The 16023-nt window shown below is 60.9% G+C and carries 13 protein-coding genes; 4 read left to right on the forward strand and 9 right to left on the reverse strand.

What is annotated here, in order from left to right; genetic code table 11:
* The first annotated feature begins 92 nt into the window (after window positions 1-92).
* On the forward strand, window positions 93-2570 hold the full coding sequence (locus EWV35_RS06915) for an HAD-IC family P-type ATPase (RefSeq protein WP_129659752.1): 2478 nt from the start codon (window positions 93-95) through the stop codon (window positions 2568-2570).
* A gap of 354 nt (window positions 2571-2924) precedes the next feature.
* Window positions 2925-5138 carry a glucose PTS transporter subunit IIA gene (locus EWV35_RS06920; RefSeq protein ID WP_129659755.1) on the forward strand — a complete coding sequence of 738 codons (2214 nt, stop codon included), beginning with the start codon at window positions 2925-2927 and terminating at the stop codon, window positions 5136-5138.
* A 71-nt stretch (window positions 5139-5209) separates the two neighbouring features.
* Here EWV35_RS06920 and EWV35_RS06925 read toward each other — a convergent pair whose 3' ends face one another.
* The 3 genes from EWV35_RS06925 to EWV35_RS06935 all read right to left on the reverse strand — a co-directional run bounded on the left by EWV35_RS06925 (window position 5210) and on the right by EWV35_RS06935 (window position 9008).
* Window positions 5210-5668, reverse strand: a complete 459-nt coding sequence (locus EWV35_RS06925) for an acyl-CoA thioesterase (protein ID WP_129659758.1) — start codon at window positions 5666-5668, stop codon at window positions 5210-5212.
* Between the two features lie 130 nt (window positions 5669-5798).
* The gene (locus EWV35_RS06930; RefSeq protein WP_129659760.1) at window positions 5799-7460 is read right to left on the reverse strand and encodes a GH25 family lysozyme; all 1662 of its coding nucleotides are present in this window, start codon (window positions 7458-7460) and stop codon (window positions 5799-5801) included.
* A 138-nt stretch (window positions 7461-7598) separates the two neighbouring features.
* Window positions 7599-9008, reverse strand: a complete 1410-nt coding sequence (locus EWV35_RS06935) for an amino acid permease (protein ID WP_238654250.1) — start codon at window positions 9006-9008, stop codon at window positions 7599-7601.
* A gap of 155 nt (window positions 9009-9163) precedes the next feature.
* On the opposite strand from EWV35_RS06935, the gene EWV35_RS06940 reads away from it, so the two are divergent.
* Entirely contained in the window at window positions 9164-10030 is an 867-nt protein-coding gene (locus tag EWV35_RS06940) for an MBL fold metallo-hydrolase (protein ID WP_129659763.1), read from the forward strand.
* Here the strand turns inward: EWV35_RS06940 and EWV35_RS06945 are convergent.
* Entirely contained in the window at window positions 10020-10769 is a 750-nt protein-coding gene (locus EWV35_RS06945) for a queuosine precursor transporter (RefSeq protein WP_129659766.1), read from the reverse strand. The two genes, EWV35_RS06940 and EWV35_RS06945, sit on opposite strands and share 11 nt — an antisense overlap.
* Before the next feature lie 145 nt (window positions 10770-10914).
* Here EWV35_RS06945 and EWV35_RS06950 point away from each other — a divergent pair, with 145 nt between their 5' ends.
* Window positions 10915-11730, forward strand: a complete 816-nt coding sequence (locus EWV35_RS06950; RefSeq protein WP_129659769.1) for a hydroxymethylpyrimidine/phosphomethylpyrimidine kinase — start codon at window positions 10915-10917, stop codon at window positions 11728-11730.
* Between the two features lie 64 nt (window positions 11731-11794).
* Here the strand turns inward: EWV35_RS06950 and EWV35_RS06955 are convergent, their stop codons facing one another.
* From EWV35_RS06955 to EWV35_RS06975, 5 genes are all read right to left on the reverse strand, one after another.
* Window positions 11795-12475, reverse strand: a complete 681-nt coding sequence (locus EWV35_RS06955) for a TetR/AcrR family transcriptional regulator (RefSeq protein WP_129659772.1) — start codon at window positions 12473-12475, stop codon at window positions 11795-11797.
* 74 nt (window positions 12476-12549) lie between these two features.
* Window positions 12550-12888, reverse strand: a complete 339-nt coding sequence (locus tag EWV35_RS06960; RefSeq protein WP_129659775.1) for a type II toxin-antitoxin system VapB family antitoxin — start codon at window positions 12886-12888, stop codon at window positions 12550-12552.
* A 56-nt stretch (window positions 12889-12944) separates the two neighbouring features.
* Window positions 12945-13724 (reverse strand): heme ABC transporter ATP-binding protein, encoded by a 780-nt coding sequence (locus EWV35_RS06965; RefSeq protein ID WP_129659778.1) that lies wholly within the window; start codon window positions 13722-13724, stop codon window positions 12945-12947.
* Entirely contained in the window at window positions 13721-14710 is a 990-nt protein-coding gene (locus tag EWV35_RS06970) for a FecCD family ABC transporter permease (RefSeq protein WP_129660927.1), read from the reverse strand. The genes EWV35_RS06965 and EWV35_RS06970 overlap by 4 nt, the downstream gene beginning before the upstream one ends.
* A gap of 74 nt (window positions 14711-14784) precedes the next feature.
* Window positions 14785-15984 (reverse strand): heme/hemin ABC transporter substrate-binding protein, encoded by a 1200-nt coding sequence (locus EWV35_RS06975; RefSeq protein WP_129659781.1) that lies wholly within the window; start codon window positions 15982-15984, stop codon window positions 14785-14787.
* Between the last annotated feature and the right edge of the window lie 39 nt (window positions 15985-16023).

A 16023-nucleotide genomic window follows, 5' to 3' on the forward strand; every position in this document is an offset into this window, starting at 1 on the left:
ACAGGTCGCCGGAATTACAGGTAGGTCTACTCCGGCCAGGGCGGACACGCCCGTAAACTAATGAATGCACGTTGTGAACCACGAGGAGATCGATGCCAACTCGCACCAAGGATGCCCAGCCGCGACTCGCGCGCGTCGACGACGCCGAACTCGCTAACACGGGTTTATCCTCCGAGGAGGTCCGCGAACGCACCGAACTCGGCCTGACGAACCATCAGCCCAACACCACTTCGCGAAGCGTATGGGCCATCGTCCGCACTCACTTGTTCACCCTGTTCAATCTCGTACTGGGCATGTGCGCGGCCGTCATCATCGTCCTGGGACGCTGGCTCGATCTCCTCTTCTCCCTTGCAGCCCTGGCCAACATCATCATCGGGTTCGTTCAGGAGTTCTCGGCCAAACGGCAACTCGACAAGATTGCTTTACTCCGCCAGGATCCCGCCCGCATCCTGCGCAATGGTGCGGTTTCCCAGATCAAACTCGAGGATATAGTTCTTGACGACGTACTCCTCCTCTCCCGTGGCGACCAGGTTCCTGCCGACGCCGAGGTTCTGACCGCGGATGGCCTGGATCTGGACGAATCGCTCCTGACCGGCGAGAACGACCCGGTCGTCAAAAAACCAGGCGACAAAGTCTATTCCGCCTCGTCCGTGGTCGGAGGCTCCGGCCGGGTTCGCGTGACCGCGGTCGGCGAGCGTTCGCACGCGTCGCGGCTGGCCAAGGAAGCGCGGCAGTTCGCGCCGATCAATTCCGAGTTGCGCGCCGCAACGGAGCGGGTCGTCAAATGGATCTCGATCGCGTTGATCCCGATCATCCTGGTGGTGCTCAACGGACAGATGCAAGCGGTCGGCGGCTGGCACCGCGCCCTCTCGACCGGCAATTGGGAGGACGCTCTCGTCGTCGCGGTCTCGTCGGTTGCCTCGATGGTCCCCCAGGGACTGGCGCTCATGACCACGATTTCCTTCGCGGTTGCGGCAGTCAAGCTTGCCGCAGACGAAGTCCTCATCCAGGAGCAGCCCGCGGTCGAAGTTCTTGCCCGGGTGGACACCGTGTGTTTCGACAAGACCGGAACCCTCACCGAGGGTGGAGTCACTTTCGACCGAGCATATCCCCTGGGTTCGGCCGTTGACCTTGAGGAGCAAGCCCGCGCGGCCCTGGCCTGGTTCGGCCATGATGAAAATGCCAACCCGACCGCGGCCGCACTCGGGGAAAGTTTCGACTCCGTTCCGCAGCATAAGCCGAGCGGCGTGCTGGGTTTTTCCTCGGCCAACCGGTTCTCCGGGGTGGAATTCGCGGATTCGGGGGCCTGGCTGCTCGGCGCCCCCGAGGTCCTCCTACCCCCCGGTGAAACCCGGGATCGCGCCACACAGCTCGCATCCGAGGGACTACGGACCATGGTCCTAGCTCGTTCCGACGCTCTGACCAGGGACGAGGCTGCCCGGCCGGTGCAGAAGCTGCCCGAGAACTGGGTTCCGGTCGCTCTGTTGACGTTCCGGGAGCAGGTCCGCTCGGACGCCAAGGAGACCCTTTCCTATTTCACCGGGCAGGGAATCGATCTGAAGGTGTTCTCGGGGGACAACCCCGCAACCGTCGCCGCCGCGGCACGGTTGGCCGGCATGGACGTAGGACAAGGCGCGATCGACGCCTCGGCTCTTCCCGACGACGGACCGGCCCTCGCCGAAGCGGCCCTCACCCACCACGTGTTCGGCCGGGTATCTCCTCACCAAAAGAAGAACATGGTGGTAGGGCTTCGGGAACAGGGCCGCGTCGTCGCGATGACCGGGGACGGGATCAACGATGCGCTAGCACTCAAACACGCCGACCTCGGCATCGCGATGGGCAACGCCGCCCCCGCGACGAAGGCAGTGTCCCGCTTGGTCCTCCTGGACGGAAAATTCTCCCGGCTGCCTTCAGTACTCGCCGAAGGCCGAAAAATCATTGCGAATATCGAGAGAGTGACCAACCTTTTCCTGACCAAAACGAGCTTCGCAGTCATGATGGGCGTGGTCCTCGGGTTGCTGGCGTGGAAATTCCCCTTCCTGCCCCGGCAGTATTCGACGGCGGACCTGCTCATCATCGGTGGTCCTTCCTTCATCCTGACGATGTTGCCGAACAATCGCCGTTACGTCGGAGGGTTTTTGCGCCGGGCGCTGCATTTCGCGCTGCCCAGCGCCGTGGTGGTCACACTGTGCATTGTGGCCGTGAATTTCTACTCGCAGTACTTGGATCCCAGCGGACTGCAGGTCCAGCAACAGATCCAGACGGCGAACTTCATCGTCCTGGTCCTCGTGGGTTTGTGGATCCTCTGTGTCGGCTCTCGTCCCCTGACTCCTGCGCGGTGGGCACTGCTGCTGAGCATGTACGTCGCTTTGGTTTTGGTCCTGGTCATTCCGTGGTCGCTCATGTACCACGAGTTCCAGGTTCCCGAAGCGAACCTGCTGTGGGCTTCCTTCTTCATCGCGGCAGTCGGAAGCGGACTCGTCGAGCTGAATTACTGGTTGCATCGACGGTGGATGCGGAGGCACCAGTCCGAGGCCTTCCGGGCGGGAGTCCTATCGGGTGAAGTCTAAAAGGCCGGCCACCGCACGTTATAACAAGCGGTGCGAGCTGTGCCCTAGTCCGCGCGACTTACCCATTGCGCAGGTTATGACGTACGGGTAAAGTAATCCGAAGTTCGGCGGACATCGCCGAAATATCAGGGTTGTTACTGACACAGCAGGCAAGACCTGAGTCGCATCGCTGGTCCCAGGACCAGTGGCTTCATCGCGAGGCGCAAAGGCCTCGAGGTAGTCCATGCCTCGTACCCGCGCCCGTCGCCCAGGACCGTTCACTACGGAACCTTGGTCGTAAGCACCGTGCGGCTCGGGTCTTTTGTGTTTTAAGACGCCGGCCCCACGGCCGGTTGATTCATCGAGGAGTCATCCGTGGACTATCAGAAAACGGCGAAGTCCGTCCTGGACGGACTGGGTGGTGCCGACAACGTCGACTACTTCACCCACTGCGCGACCCGTCTCCGGGTCACCATCAACGACAAGAGCAAAATCGACAAACCCCAAATCGAGAAGACCGACGGTGTTCTGTCGGTGATCGAGCAGTCCGGGCAGACCCAGGTTGTCATCGGCAACGAAGTAGCCGAGGTCTATGGAGAAATGTCCAAACTACCCGGCATGGACAAGGAAAACGGTTCGACCGCTTCGAAAACCAAGGCCGTGGGACAAGGGGATGAGAAGAAAGCGGGAATCATCACCCGCATGTTCGACGTCCTTTCGGATTCGTTCCGGCCCGTGCTCTGGGCGCTTCTGGGTTCGTCGATGATCCTCACCCTCATCGTGCTGCTCCAGCAGCTCGGTGTATTCGGCCATTACACGAACTTCGCCGGTCAGGTGGTCAATGTCGACCTCGTCAACGGCCCCAAGGTCGGGGACGACTCCGCGAACGCCGCGCTGCTCAACGACTGGCGCTCCCAGTTCCCGTTCTGGTTCATTCTGCTGGGCGCGGCCATGTCGGTCTTGAACTTCATGCCGATCTTCATCGGCGCGACGGCTGCAAAGCGGCTTGGCGCCAATATGTGGGTCGGCGCGGCTATCCCCGCCGCCCTCATGACGGATGCTTTCCGAGGCCTGGCGGAGATGGCCGGCGACGCCGACCACATCACCCTCTTCCACATCGGCGGTTGGAGTGTTCCGCTCTACCTGTTCAATTACACGGGACAGGTTTTCCCTCCCCTGTTCGCGGTCGCGGTTCTGGCGCCGTTGGAAAGGTTCCTCAAAAAGATCATCCCGAACATGCTTCACATGGTCTTCGTCCCGATGATTTCGATTCTGATCATGGTTCCCCTGACCGCTCTCATCATCGGGCCGATTGGTGTGAACCTCGGGCTCGGCATCTCGAACGTGTTCCAGTGGCTCAACGACATCAACCCGGCTATCGTGGGCGTCGTCGTCGCCGGTTCGTACCTGTTCATGGTTCCGCTCGGCCTCCACTGGCCCCTCAACGCAGTGATGATATCCAACCTCTCGACCCTGGGCTACGACTTCATTCAGTCCCCCATGGCCGCGTACAACTTCGCCGTCTTCGGCGTGGTCACCGGCGTTGCCATTCGTGCAGCCCGTGACAAGGAGCTGCGTCAGGTTGCCACGGGCGCCGCTGTCTCGGGCCTTCTCGGCGGTATTTCGGAGCCGTCACTTTACGGTGTGGTCCTGCGCTACAAGCGGGTCTTTCCACTGATTCTGGTCCCGGCCATGATTGCCGGCGGCCTGATCTCCTGGATGGGCGTCAGGTCCTATGCTTTTGCCTTCACCTCGTTGCTGTCGATCCCCGCTATGCAGCCGATACCGCTCTTCGCTATCGGCCTGGCCGTTGCGTTCTTCGGCGGTTTGGCAGGAGTGCTGATCTTCGGTTTCCGCTCCCGCGAGCAACGCGATGCCGATCTGGCGAAACAGAATCTCGCCTCGGATGAGGTTCCCACGAGCGAGAAAACCGAGGACGCCATCGAGAAGGATCGTCAAGATTCCGAGGTCGCGCGATCCGAAGAACGCACTCCGGTCGGCGCGGGTGTAGGCGCTGCCGTCGGCGTCGCCGCAGCCGGGTCGACCGCTGCGTCCGCCGGGACGTCGGCTCCAGTGTCACCCGCATCAGCGGAACAGACGGACCACGCAACCACACAGCCGGCGGCGGGTACTGAACTGACAGTTGGCGCGCCGCTGGAAGGTGAAGCCGTCTCCCTGTCGGAGGTCCCCGATCCGATTTTCGCCGCCGGCAAGTTGGGTCAGGGCGTGGCCATCAAACCGAGCGCAGAAACGGTGGTGGCTCCGGAGGCCGGCAAGATCATAGCGACGCCTACCTCCGGCCATGCACTCGGTATCCGGTTGGATTCGGGTGTCGAGCTGCTCATCCATGTGGGCATCGATACCGTGAACCTGGGCGGTCAGGGCTTCACACCCGAGGTTTCCAAAGGTGACCGGGTCGAGGCGGGGCAGAAGCTGCTGACATTCGACCGCGAGGTCATCGCCGACTCCGGGTATTCGTCCATCACCCCTGTGTTGGTCACCAACACGCCCAAGTATGCGAGCGTCGAGGGCATCCCTGCCGATACCGCGTCCTTGGGGAGCCCGGTGATCCGGATCGTCACCAAGTAGCCTTCTTACGGTACGGCAACGGCCCGGCGTCCCTTGGGGGACGCCGGGCCGTTGCCGTACCGGGCTGAAATTCAGTCTGAGGACGCGGAGTCCTCGAGGAGCCGACGCTGTTCGTCTGAGATGCGAACGATCCGACCTTCTGGTTCGTTGAAGAATGCCAAAACGGTAGAGGCATCTACACAACGCTGGCCGCTTCGAGCATCATAGATTCGGTATTCGATCGCCAAACTTGCCGCAGTGATCTTGTCCACCCAAATCTCCACACGAGCGGGCGTCCTGCTGTACGGAAGCGGGGCACGGTACTTGATGTGGTTCTCAGCAATCAACGCCTGCGTTCCGCGGGGAAGCCGGGTGAAAAGCGGAATGGGAACCTCCGCCTCTTCCGCTCCCGGAGCCGCCGGTGGCGGTCCGAATGCTGCCACACGGGCTTCCTCCATGATGCGCGCAATCTGCACGTTGTTGATGTGATGGTACGCATCCATGTCGCCCCAGCGAAGGGGCACTTCTACGGTGAGGATTCGAGAACTCATCCTTCCACCTTATCCATTGAAGGAAAGGGTCGATTTCGATCCCGCCGTCCGCCGAGGACGCACCGGTTCCGTCCCTCGGGCGGTCTCCCTGGAACGGCCGGTACGTTCTCGCACGTCCCGACATCGGCCATCAGCTCGGATCGGTTACGGTCCATCCGTTGGAGAACTTCTGGTAGTACTGGCTTCCGTTCCAGATCCGTTCCGTTGTCGGATAACCGTAGCCTCGCTCGTATCCGGCAGCCATCCATTCCTTGCCGATATCACCCCAGGTGTACACCGCATGGGTTCCGGTGCCGAATGGAGTCCAGTACACCGTGTAGCCGTTGGAGAAGGTTTGGTAACAGCCACCCCCAACCAGCCCGCAGGTCTCCTCGTTGACCGGATACCCATAGAACCGCTCGTACCCGGAGGCCATCCATTTGTCTCCGATCGCACCCCACGTATATACCGCGTGCGTTCCCGTACCGTTCGGGGTCCAGTAGATGGTGTATCCGTTCGAGAAGGTTTGGTAGCAGCCGCCCTGGACCAAACCGCACGTCTCGTTGTTGACCGGTTCGCCGTATTTGCTGCGGTTTGCGTTCCACTTGCCACCGATCGCTCCGGAGAGCTTGACCCTCTTCCCATTCGCCGACGTGTAATACGAGCCCCCGGTATCACCGCCCGAATTGCCTGGGGAGCGGCCGCCGACCGGCTTGTAACCCGCGTTCCTGACCAAGTCGGACAGTCCAGCTGCGTTGCCGTTGAAAACGTTCGAATCCCCCGAATAGGGCCCGGAAGCGCTGTATTGCCAAATGTCGTAGGTACTCCACCCGGCAGGCATCGGTCCCGCCGTGGACGAATAATACGAGATATCCAGCGGCATGGAGTTGAACTGATTGGTGTTTCCGGTGCAAGAAACCCACCAGGAATAGTTCGTGTAAATCACCGGATACCGTCCGGTCCGGTTTTTGTACTGTTCCGTGAATGATGTGATCCACGAGTTCATCTGGCCTTGGGACATGTTGTAACAGGTGTTACCCAGGCTGGAATACGGATTGAACTCGATATCCAGCATTCCGGGCATCGTTCGACCGTCCGCGGTCCAGCCTCCGCCGTTGTTCACAAAGTAATCGGCCTGCGCCGCCCCGGAAGACTGGGAGGGCAAAGCAAAATGGTAGCCACCGCGGTACATTCCCGCGTTACTGGCTCCGGTGTACTGCGAAGAGAACGTGGGAGAGGTGTAACCGGTCCCCTCGCTGGCTTTGATGTATGCGAAACGAGCCCCGTTGGCGTATTCGGAATTCCAGTTGACGTTGGGTTGCCACCCGGAAACGTCCATCCCCTGAATTCCGGACGTCGCCGCGGTCTGTCCTACCCCGTCCGGTGCGGCTGCACCCGCGATTTTCGGGGCAGCGTTCTTGGTCACCGCTTCGCCCTTGAGTGCTTTCTGCATGTCCTGGTGGGCTGATTCGGCCGACGCCGGAGACAAATGGTCCGTCTGATCCATGGACTTCTGAGTTTGCCCCATCGTCGCGCCCGGATTCTCGCCACCAGTAACAGGCGGAATCGCGCCAAGGGCCGGTGGTTTGAGGACATCCCGCTCGGGGACGAGGCTCCCAACCTGTTTGTTTTCGGTACCATCGGTTTCACTTCCCAGCGACGACGTACCGGTCGAATTCGATTCCGATGCGCCGCCGACCGCGAAAGCAGGCGCATGGATGCCCAATAATCCCGCGCATAGGGTCAGTGTCAGGGCTCCTTTGGCCATTCTTGTCAGTCCCAATGCGGATGGGGGACGAAGAGTTTTTGTCATGCGATTGATTCCCTTAGGGCCGGCCCGGCACGACAAGGGTCAATACAGGCAAATGCCTGCCCTATCGGCACGGGCGAATGATCGTGGGGTGTTCCCCGGATCAAGATTAGCGCCAACCAACCGCCCGTTTCGGCAAAACTACACGTCAGTTTTTGTTGCGAGTTCCGCCTCGTCGAATGCGTCTTTGTCGCTGCCGACAAACCGACGCACGAACGCGTAGTAAACAATCGTCAGAAAAGCGTAGAAACACACCGCAACAATGCCCGGCAGCCGCATATCAGGACTCGAGAATACCGCGGCAAAAATGGCCGCCAAACAGATGATGCCGATAATTGCCGTCGGTATTCCCCCGATCAATCGGAATTCCGCGGAAGCCCTGTTCCGGCGCCGGTAGCTGATGTAGGAGAACAGGATCAATGTCCATACCACGAGGATGAACGTGGTGATCACCGACATCATGATCAGAAAAACGTTCTCGGTGACCAGGGCAAGGACGATGACCAGAAGAATGCCCGCACATGAAATGGCCAAGGACCGTACGGGGCTGCCCAGCTTGGTCGTTCGCTGCAGTCCGCGTGGCGCCATGCCCTGGTACGACAGCGAATGAATGAGGCGCGTCCCGGCATAGACGTTTGCGTTGGCCGCGGAGAGCGCGGCGACGAGAACAATGAAATTGATGATCGCTGCCGCGGCCGGGATTCCGACCTCGGAGAATACCATCACGAAGGGACTTGATGACAGGTCGCCGGTTCCCGCAGCCGCGGACCATGGCATCAGCGCCATGACCACAAACAGAGCCAACACGTAGAACGTCGCAAGACGCCAGATCGTTGCCTTACCGGCGCTGCGGACCGAGCGCACGGGGTCCTTTGCTTCCGCAGCGGAAATCGAGATGAGCTCAATACCACCGAAGGAGAACATGACCACCGCCATGCCCAACCAGATCGAGCTCGGACCGTTGGGCACGAAACCGTGTTCGGTCAGGTGCCTCATCCCCTCGGCCGGGTGACTCGGCAGACCGAGGAACACGATGATCAGGCCGATCACGATGAACGCGATCACGGCAATGACTTTGATACCGGACAGGAAGAATTCGACAAGACCAAAGGATTTCACGCTGTATGCGTTGAGGGAAACGACGACGACGGCGAAGACCAGGATGCCCGCCCAGAGCGGCAGTTGCGGCCACCAGAACTTGAGATAGGTAGCCACGGCAACCAGTTCGGCGCCGGCAACGCATACGGTCGTCGCCCAATAAGCCCAACGGGTCACGAAGCCGCCAAAGGGCCCGAGGAACCGACCCGCCATGGTGCCGAAACCGCCCCGCACGGGGAATTTGACCGCCATTTCCCCGGCAGCGCAGGCGATGATGGCTGCGATCAGCGAGCCGATGGCGTAACAGATGATGACCGCGGGACCGGCCACGCCGATTGCCGCGCCGGAACCCAGAAAAAGGCCCGTGCCCAGGGCGGAGCCCAGGGCGATCATGGTCATCTGCTCATGGGACAACGACCGCGCGAGCGCGCCGTCCTTCGTGTTCTTTTCCATTGAGCTGCCGAGGGCCTTTCTCGTGAATGCGAGTGAATATCCCGTAATTATCGCGCGATTGCACCGGGTTACGCACACCGGGTTCCACACTTCAAACAACGCAAGAACCCGGAGGGGAGCAGGTACTCATTGCTGAGGTGTGATGAACTAGTGCTATGAGTGCTTCTTCGAGCTATATGTCCACGCCTCCCGTGCCAGGATCGCACGGTTGGGTTCGAACGAGCGCCCACACTGCGTACCTGACCGTCGACAATCCCAGCGCAATGACGCTGGAGGGCACCAATACTTACGTCATCGGCGACTTGGGGGAAACCTTCCCACCGGCCCCGGGTCAGCCGAAACCGCGGGCGGTCGTCGTCGATCCCGGTCCCCGCGACCAAGGGCATGCCCGTGCCGTCACCGCCGCCGTGGACGTCGCCCTGATCGTGGTGACCCACTGGCACGAGGACCACATCGGCAACGTTCAATTCTTGCGCGAGCTCACGGACGCACCCGTTCGTGCATGGGATCGTTCGTTGTGTGTTGGGGCCGGACCGTTTCAGGACGAAGAAGTATTGCGTGACGTCGACGTCGAGGTCAGCGTGTGGCATGCGCCGGGGCACACCTCGGATTCGATCTGTCTCAGCATTTTCGACGACGGCGTGATTCTGACGGGCGATACGATTCTCGGTCGTGGCACCACAATGCTCGACTACCCCAATGGCGATCTTGAGGACTATCTCGATACCCTGCGGGTGTTCAAGGATGAGCCGGGCTTCACGGTGCTTCCTGCTCACGGTCCGCACGGCGAATTCCTCGAAGAAGCCTGCGAGCGCCTGTTGGACCACCGCCTCAACCGAATCCACGAGTTGCGCCGCCGTCTCAAGGCGTCCAACGACGATCTCGGTCCCTCAGCATCGGCGCTGGCTTCCGATATCTATGCCCATGTCCCTGAGGAAGTACGCGGGCCGGCCGTGAAGACCCTCAAGGCCCAGCTCGCGTACCTCATGGACATCGGGGAAATAGCCGGATTTACCGACTGACCGCACCCGGATATGTGGGTTCGTGGCGTTTGAACCAACCGATAGTCGGGTACGTGATGGGCAACAGGACGACCTCGATGAGGCACTTGTAGAAGTAGCCGACGATGACGTAATTGGCGAAGTCACCGAATTGTTCGATGCCGAGGACCGGCGCCGCGATCGTGCAGAAGATCAGGGTGTCCGCGAACTCCCCCACCAGAGTGGAACCGATCAGACGGATCCACATGAACCGCTCACGGGTCCATTTCTTGATCAGCGCCATGATCCATGCATTCAGAAGCTGTCCAACCAGGAAGCCGAGTAGCGAGCCCCCGATGATTCGGGGCACCGGCCCGAGGACGGCCTCGAAAGCCGATTGGTTCTCATAGAAATCAGCCGAGGGCAGCATGATCGTGATCCAAAAACATAGGGACGCGAAAGCCCCGGCGCAGAAGCTCGTCACGATCGCCCGACGCGCCGCTTTGAAGCCGTAAACCTCGGTCACCACGTCACCCAAGACGTATGCAAGCGGGAACAGGAAGAAACCGCCGTCGGTCAGGATGGGCCCGAATGCAACGCCCTTGGTCGCGCCGATGTTCGACAGAATCAGCAATACGCAGTACAACGCGAGAAGCAGGTCGAAGTAAGTCCGCGGGCGCCTCGCGTATCGGGGCTCAGCGGCTAGCCAAGGCGTCCCGGCTTCGGGTCTCGGGGAGGACGGCGATACCCGTCTGCCCTGTCCGGATGGGGTGGACTGCATGCTGGTCACCAATCTGTATTGACGCGACCTCTCGATTCCGAGAAGCCGTGGTTCGACTGTTCCGAAGTGAAGGCCTTTTCAGCCTTCGAGGCCCGTCTGCCACCCGAGCCGTGAAAATCTTACCTGTCGGCTGGATAATGGGTACATGACTACGACTACTCAAACCCCTGTTGCGATGACCATCGCGGGTTCCGAAGCCACCGGTGGCGCCGGGGCTCTGGCTGACATCAAGACGTTCCAGGCCCTCGGCGTCTCCGGGTGCCTCTCTTTGACCTGCATTGTGTCTTTCGACCCCAAAAACGACTGGGGGCATCGCGTTTTCCCGATCGATCAGCAAACCCTCGCAGACCAGTTGGAGGTCAACACGGCCGTCTACGATCTGGACGCGGTCAAGATCGGTATGCTCGGTTCGCCCGCAACCATCGAGACCGTTGCCTCGACTTTGATGCAGAACAAGCCCCGGAACATCGTGCTGGACCCGGTGCTGATCTGCAAGGGCCAGGAGCCCGGTGCAGCGTTGGACACGGATGAGGCTCTCAAGGCCAAGATCCTTCCCTTGGCCGACTTCGTGACGCCGAATCACTTCGAGTCCCTCTCGCTGTCAGGAATGGACCAGATTTCCGGCGTCGAGGATTTGGAAGAGGCCGCCAAACGGATTCACGAGCGTTCCGGTGCTGCGGTACTCGCCAAGGGCGGCGTACGGCTCGCGGGACCGGATGCGGTTGACGTGTTCTATGACGGCAAGACCTTGAAGGTGTTGTCCGCACCCAAGATCGGTGAGGTCGCCGTTGCCGGGGCCGGATGCTCGCTCGCGGCCGCCGTGACCGCCGAACTTGCCAAGGGAGCTACACCGCTCGAAGCGGCAGAGAATGCCAAACGCTTCGTCCGCCAAGGCATCGAGGCACGGTTCAGCTCCCATGCTCCGTTCGATTCGTTGAGGCAGATCAACCAAACGTCCTGACGATACACACGTGGCCACGCCGGAAGGAATCCGACCTGGCCACGTGAGTACGCTCGGCAGGAGGTCAGGAAGCCACCGAGCGCAACCGCGGCCCCTCGGCCGGGAGCCGATCCGCATACGCCGGAACCGGCCGCCCCTCGTCGTCGAATTGGGCGCCCAGGCCGAGCTGGATGAATCTGGTCGTGTGCCGGATACGTTCGTCGCGAGCTTCTTCATCTTCGTTCTTGCCGCGGTCCGCGGCCGAACTGAGCGAACCGTGCACCAGCTGCGCAAGCTCGGTGATGTCCGATTGGGCCAGGTAACCCTGGTCTATGCAGGCCGTCAAGATCCTCGCGAGCACGGCTTGCAGTTCACCGACGTGATCCCCGAGCTTCTCGAATGCCTCCGGAGACAGCACCGACCTCATGGCAGGCCCGGGTGGAAGGTGACGGCGGGACATGTCCTCTATCTGCATGCGAACATACACCGCAAGTTGGTCCACCGGGTTGATGACGCTGGTCAGCTCCGTACGCAGGTCGTTGATGAAACGCTCGGTCTCATCCAGCGCATATGCAACAAGCAACTCGCCCATGTCGGCGAAGTAGTTGTATACGGCTGTTCGACCGATCCCGGCGTTCTTGGCAACGTGGGTCATGGTCAAACCGGTGAGACCGCGGGTATAGAGGAGCTCCCCGAAGGATTTTAGGATCGCGTTCTGGGTGTTCTCTCGCTGGGCGGCATTGGAGGCTGCGGAGATACGAGGCATATTGACAGTATAGGACCGGTTGTCACTAAATAACGAGTCGAGAGGTGATGTCTCAGCGACCTGCCAGGCGGCATTCAGCCTTCCCACTTGTGATTTTCTTCCAGGTCGACGGCCTCTGCGTCCAGATTGAGGATGCGAGCATACATCACGGGGCGATGCTGCAAAGCCGTTCGCAAGGCACGGTGCACTCCTTCTTCGAGGTACATTCGGCCCTCCCACTTGACGACATGAGGGAATATGTCCCCATAAAACGTGGAGTCCTCCCCGAAAAGGGTCGAAAGGTCGAGCATCCTCTGAGTGGTGATCAGCTGATCGAGCCTCACCTGCCGCGGGGCGAGCATGCCCCACTCCTTCTGGCTCTTGAACGGATGCGCGGGGTATGGCCGCGTCTCCCCGACCGCCTTGAAGATCATGAGTCCCATGGTAGTACCGCCTGTTGTGTTCTGCGTTACTTTTCACGCTGAGCTGTCTACAAATGCCCTTGTCGCTCCGGGATAACGAGGAGTCGGCCGGTCCGTGGGTGCCGCAGGACCTCAATCGGCCAGCCGTAGACGTCGCTCAAGCGCTCGGTTGTCATCACCTCTTCGGGACATCCCGACGCCGTTACCCGCCCCTTGCGGAACAGGACGACTCGGTCAGCATAGGCCGCGGCGACGTCGAGATCGTGCAGAACCACGACCACTCCTGACCCAGCGGCGGCCAGTTCCCGGCACGTACGCAAGGTCGACTCCTGGTGGAGAATATCCAGCGCAGCAGTCGGCTCGTCCAGGAGGACAAGAGGGGTGCTCTGAGCCAGGACGCGGGCCAGTTGAACCCGTCCGCCCTCCCCACCGGAGAGAGTCGTGACATCGCGATTGGAGAACTTCGCCGTATCCGTGATTTCCATGGACTGTTTGATCACGGCTGCGTCGTGGTCCTGTTGTTGGGTCCCTTTCCACGGGGTACGCCCCATGGCGACGACATCCTCGACGCGGTACGAGAAGGTCACGCTCGAGTTCTGCAGCAATACGCTCCGATGACGCGCCAGGTCCATTGCTGCCCAGGCATGGGGAATTCTGCCTTGGATCCGGATCGCACCCCGGTCGGGACGCAGGTCGCCTGCGATGACCGAGAGCATTGTTGACTTTCCGGCACCGTTCGGACCGATCAGCGCGACGACTTCCCCTACGGACACGTCGAAGGAAACGTCGCTGAGCACGGTGGTCTCGCCATACCGGTAATCTATGTTTTTGGTCGTCAGGAGAGTCATAATGTGGTTCCTCGACGCAACGTGCGGCGCAGCAGAATGAAGAAGGTCGGGCCCCCGGCGAGCGCCGTGAAGATTCCGATGGGCAGATCCGCGAAAGGCACCAGATTGCGAGCGGCGACGTCCGAGGCGGCGATGAGCAACGCGCCGCCCATCGCGGAGGCAGGCAGCAGCAAGCGGTTCGAAGGCCCGAGAACCAGTCTCAAAACGTGCGGGACGATCAGTCCGACGAACGCGATGATCCCGGAATGGGCAACCGCAGTCCCGGTGAGCATCGCCGTGCACGCGATCGCGACCAGACGTAATCGCTCGACATTGACCCCGGAATGTTCAGCCGCACGCTCCCCCAACGCCAACAAGTTCAGCTTTCTCGCCATGGTCAGGCAGCCCACCAGGCCTACCAGAACAGTGGGGGCAGATGATGCGACCGCTCCCCAGGTCGCCCCGTTGAGGGAACCCATCTGCCAAAAAACGATTTGGTCCCTCCCCGTGCTATCTGCCATGAAAACCAGTAGCGCGATGGCCGCATTGGCCACGGCGGTCACCGCAATGCCGGTCAGAATCATGGTCACGACGCCGGAACGTCCTTGCCAACGGGACAGCCAATAGACGAGAGCGGTGGTGACCAACGCGGCGACGAATGCACACGCGGCCACCGTAAAGATTCCGGCAAAACTCAGCCCCAGAACAATTGCTATGCAAGCCCCCACGGCAGCACCTGCCGAAATGCCGATAACACCCGGCTCGGCCAAGGGGTTGCCGAATAGAGATTGCATCACCGCCCCGGACACGCCCAACGCGGCTCCGACCAATAGGCCCAGCAGCACTCGGGGGAAGCGAATATTCCAGAGAGTCGCATCCGCCAACTTCGCGTTGGGATCCTGGGCGATCCATCCGAATCTGCGCGCGACCGCGGACACCACCTCGGTTGCCGGCATATCGAATTGCCCGACCATCGCCGACACAATCGCGACACCGATCAGGCACATTCCGATCACCACGAATACTGAGGCAATCCACGCACTCCTGTTTCTCGTGTCCGCGGACCCGCGGCGTTTTCGGGTCAAGAGGAAGCCCCTGACGAGGCGGATTCATTCGCCGCATCCGGCGCATAGACGGCCTGAGCCAGTGAGAGCAGAACGGCGGGAGTATTTGGTCCGAAGGAAAGAATCTGCCCGTCGGCCATGTCCACGATGCGCCTGTTCTGACCAGCTTTGGTTTCGCCGACACCTGGGCGGGCCAAGAAACCGTCGATTCCGCCCGTTGATTCGACACCTTTCGACATGCAGAGGATCAGGTCTGGATTGAGTTTGACCAGTGCCTCGCTGGTCGCGGGCTTGATGTCGTTGACGCCGGCGTCTCCGGCGGCGTCGATTCCGGAGAGAGAGGTGATCAGGTCATCCGCTCCGGATCCCTTGCCGAGGATGAAGAAGACCCCGCCCGTCCCGCGGACGTAGAGGAATGCCATCGAAAGTTTCTTGGCATCGTCCTTGGGAGCGGCGCTCTTGATGGCCTGGATCGCTTGGTCGAGCTCTTTCTCAACCCGCTCGCCCAGCCGCTTCCCCGAGTCCGGAACGCCCAGGGCCTCGGCGACTTTCTGGATCTGAGGAACCACTTGGCCCATGGAGCGATCAGGGTCGAAGTGCACGACCTTGACCCCGGCCGAACGCAGTTGCTCGGTCACTTCGGTCGGACCGTTGGTCGTATCCATCAGAACCAGGGTCGGGCGGAGTTCGAGGATCTTCTCCACGTTGAGGTCGTGGCCGTTTTCGGTCACGACCGGCAGCTTGGAGAGACTGCTTTCGGTCGAAGAGGTCACCCGACCAACAAGGTGGTCCCCCAGGCCCAACCCAATCACGGTTTCGGCAAGGGTCCCGTAAAGGTCCAGGGCCAGGATGCGTGAAGCGTCCTCGACCGTCACATCCGTTCCTTGATGGTCTTTGACGGTGACCGGCAATTGCGGGGTCTGCGGATCGTTGACAGGTTCGACTTCAGGTACGGATAACGCCGTGGTCGGCCCCTTCAGCGACTTCGGATCGTCCACCGCTTTTTCGGTGAGTGCATCCGCTTGCGCCTGGAGCGGGCTCATATTGACGGCGGATTCCGGGCTCGAGCCACCAGCCTGAGAGGGCGCCCCGTTTCCTTGGCCGCATCCGGAGATGAGGAGGATCAGCGCGAGCAGCCCCGACAGAAGTGCCATCGCCGCGCCACCGGGCTTGTCCTTTGCGGTGGTGGTCCCGGGCCGTGAAATGTGAATACTCATAATGAACTCTCTGCAGTCAGATTCGAGGAGTTTCAGGGA

The organism is Rothia uropygialis, assembly GCF_004137765.1.
Taxonomy (GTDB): Bacteria; Actinomycetota; Actinomycetes; order Actinomycetales; family Micrococcaceae; genus Rothia.